This window comes from Kitasatospora sp. NPDC043949, from assembly GCF_056435365.1.
The window spans coordinates 1-3606 of the sequence record NZ_JBWKEQ010000113.1; the positions used below are offsets into that span (position 1 = coordinate 1).

Annotated in this window: 1 protein-coding gene; it reads right to left on the reverse strand. The window is 76.2% G+C overall.

The genetic code is table 11. From position 1 onward, the window contains the following. Positions 1-3606 (reverse strand): condensation domain-containing protein (locus AC07AL_RS38480; RefSeq protein ID WP_478319562.1); only part of this gene is annotated, 3606 nt, incomplete at both ends.

Here is a 3606-nt window from a genome sequence, read left to right on the forward strand (position 1 = left end):
GGCCCAGAGGTGGTTCATCATGCCGGAGCGCTGGACCATCGCGCCCTTGGGCTTGCCGGTGGAGCCGGAGGTGAACATCACGTACGCCAGGTCCAGCCCGGTGCCCACGCAGTCGGGCAGGGCCCGCGTGCCGGCGGCCTGCTCCAGGCCGATGACGGTGACCGGCTCGCCCTGGACGGCGGCGGCGAACTCGGCGGCCTGTGCCTCGTACCCGGCGCCGGCCAGCAGGTGGCGGGCGCCGCCGTCCTCCAGCAGCCCGGTGTTGCGGGCGGCGGGGGCGGCCGGGTCGAGCGGCAGGTAGGCACCGCCTGCGCCGATCACGCCCAGCACGCCGGTGATGAACGGGACGCCGGGCTCGGCGAGCATCGCGACCACCGAGCCGGTGGTGACCCCGGCCTCCGCGAGGCCCGCGGACAGGCCGCCGGCCGCCTCGACCAGTTCCTGGTAGGTCAGCGAGCCGGCGCCGTCGGTGACGGCGGTCGCCTCGGGGGTGCGGGCGGCGACGGCGCGCACCCGCTCGACGACGCCGAGGCTCTCCTCGGGGATCGACGGGTCCCATGTGCCGAGCAGTCCGCCCAGCTCGCCGGGGGTGCCGGTGCCGGTGAGGTCCGCCGGGCCGGTCACGTCGACCTGGGCGAGCGGCAGTCCGGGCCGCTCGGCGACGGTCCGCAGCAGGTGCTGGAAGATCGCCGAGACCCGCTCGACCTCGGCCCGGCCGAACAGGCCGGGGTTGTAGTCCAGCCGCAGGTGCAGGCTGTCGCCGGGGTGGACCACCAGGCTCAGCGGGTGGTGCCGGGCGTCGAGGGCCTCGGTGCGGACGATGCGCGGGCCGTCGGCGACGCCGGTGTCGAGGCCGTTCTCGTCCAGCGGGAAGTTCTCGAACAGCACCACGGTGTCGAAGACCTCGCCGGACAGGCCGGCGGCCTGGTGGATCGCGGCGAGCCCGAGGTGCTCGTGCGGGAGCAGCGCGGTCTGCTGGTCCTGGAGGGCGTGCAGCAGTTCGGCGAGGGTGGCATCGGGGTGCAGTCGGGCCCGGACCGGCACGGTGGTGAGGAACATGCCGATCATCGACTCGACGTCCGGGACCTCGGCCGGGCGGCCGGAGGTGACGGCGCCGAACACCACGTCCTGGCGGCCGGTGAGCCGCCCGAGCAGCAGCGCCCAGCAGCCCTGCACCACGGTGTTGACGGTCAGGCCCTGGGTGCGGGCCCAGCCGGCGAGCGCGGCGGTCAGCTCGCGCGGCACCTCGGCGAGCACCGCGTCGGGCAGCACCGGGAGGCGGCTCGGGTCGGCGGGGACGAGCAGGGTGGGCTCGTCGACGTCGGCCAGGACCTCGTGCCAGGCGGCCCGGGCCGCCGTGCGGTCCTGCGCGGTCAGCCAGGCCAGGTACGAGCGGTACGGGGCCGGGTCGGGCAGCAGCGCGACGTCCGCGCCGGGCGCGCAGAGCGCGAACAGCTCGCGGACGAGCAGCGGCATCGACCAGCCGTCGACCAGGATGTGGTGGCTGGTCCAGATGAACCGGTGCCGGCCCTCGCCGTGGGTGACGAGCGCGAAGCGCAGCAGCGGCGGCGCGGCGAGGTCGAAGCGGCGGGTGCGCTCGGCCTCGGTGATGCGGCTCAGCTCGGCGGCCCGGGCGGGCTCCGGCAGGTCGGTCAGGTCGGCTTCCAGCCAGGGCAGTTCGGCGTGCTGGGCGATGACCTGGACGGGCTCTCCGGTGGCCCGGGCGCGGAAGGCGGCGCGCAGGTTCGGGTGCCGGTCGAGCAGGGCCTGCCCGGCGGCGCGCAGGGCGTCGGCGTCGAGGTCGCCCTCGATGTCGGCGACGATCTGCAGGGTGTAGACGTCGACCGCGTCCGCGCCGCCCCCGGCGGCGGTGTCGTAGTCGGCGTGGAAGAGCATGCCCTGCTGGAGCGGGGTGAGCGGCAGGACGTCGGCGAGGGCGGTGCCGGCCTCGGCGAGTTCGGCCTCGTACTCCTCGATCTCGTCCTGGGCCAGGGCGACCAGCGGCAGGTCGGAGGGGGTGCGGCCGCCCGCACCGGGGGCGGTGGCGTGCCGGGCGAGCAGTTCGAGGGCGCGGAACCAGGTGGCCGCGACGTCCTGGGCGTCCTCCTCGGCGACGGTCCGGCCGGCCCAGGACCAGTTGGCGATCAGGTGCGGGCCGTCGTGCCGGTCCTCGGTGGCCGGGGTGACGTCGAGCAGGTGCGGCAGCGGCATGGCGGGGTGGGCGCCGGTGCCGACCACACCGTCGCCGCCGGCCGGCTCCCAGAGGCGGGCCTCGCGGGCGTCGAAGCGGCCCATGTAGTTGAAGCCGATCTGCGGCTTGTGGTGGCCGGCCAGGGCGCGGGCGGCGTGCGGGTTGAGGTAGCGCAGCAGGCCGTAGCCGACGCCGCGGTCGGGCAGCGCGCGCAGCTGCTCCTTGATCCGCTTGAGGGCGGCGGCGAGGGCGGGGCCGCCGGCCCAGAGCTCGTCCCAGTCGAGCGTGCCGGGGTCGAGGCGCATCGGGAAGGCGCTGGTGAACCAGCCGACGGTGCGGGACAGGTCGAGGTCGTCGCCGAGCTGCTCGCGGCCGTGGCCCTCCAGCTCGATCAGGGTCTGGGCGTAGTCGGCGCGGCCGTGCCGGCGGCGCCAGTCGGCGACGGCGAGGGCGAGGCCGGTCAGCAGGACGTCGTTGACCTCGGCGTGGAAGGCCGCCGGGACGTCGGTGAGCAGCGGGCCGGTGACCTCGGGGCCGAGCTCCAGTCGCAGGGTGCGCTGGGTGCCGTAGACGTCCGTCTCGGGGTCGAGCCGGTGGGTGCCGACCAGCGGGTCGGGGCCGGTCAGGATCGACTGCCAGAGGGCGAGTTCGGGGCCGCGGACCTGGGTTCGGGCCTGCGCGGCGAGCAGCTGGGACCAGGCGCGGTAGGAGGTGCCGACCGGGTCGAGGGCGGGGGTGCGGCCGGCCGCCAGCGCCTCGCAGGCGGCGGCGAGGTCGGGCAGCAGGATCCGCCAGGACACGCCGTCGATGACCAGGTGGTGGGCGGAGAGCACCAGCAGGGCGGTGTCGGCGCCGGGGGCCGCGCCGATCAGCACGGCCTGGATCATCACGGCGGCGGCGGGGTCGAGCCGGGCACGGGCGGCGGCGGCCTGCCGCTCGGCGAAGCCGAGGGCGTCCTGGTCGTCGGCGCCGCTGCCGGCGCCGTTCTCGGCGGTGGCGACCAGGCGGACGCCGGCGAGCGCGCCGGGGGCCAGTGCCTCCAGGTGCCACAGGCCGGGGGCGGGTTCGGTGGCCCGGGTGCGCAGCGCGTCGTGGTGGTCGACCAGGGTGTGCAGGGCCGCGTCGAGCAGTTCGGCGTCCAGGGCGGCGGGGACCCGGACGACCACGTGCTGGCTGTACTTGACGACCGGGCCGGTGAGGCTGGTGGTGTCGTCGTGCAACTGGCCCATGATCGGGGTGAGTTCGTACGGGCCGGTGCCGCCGGCGTCCTCGGCGGGCGCGGTCGCCGCCGTGGGGTCGGCGCCGCCCGCGACCCGGGCGAGGGCGGCGGCGGTCTTGTGGGTGAAGATGTCGCGGGTGGTGAGGGTGAGTCCGGCCTTGTGGGCGCGGCTGACGACCTGGATGGAGCGGATGCT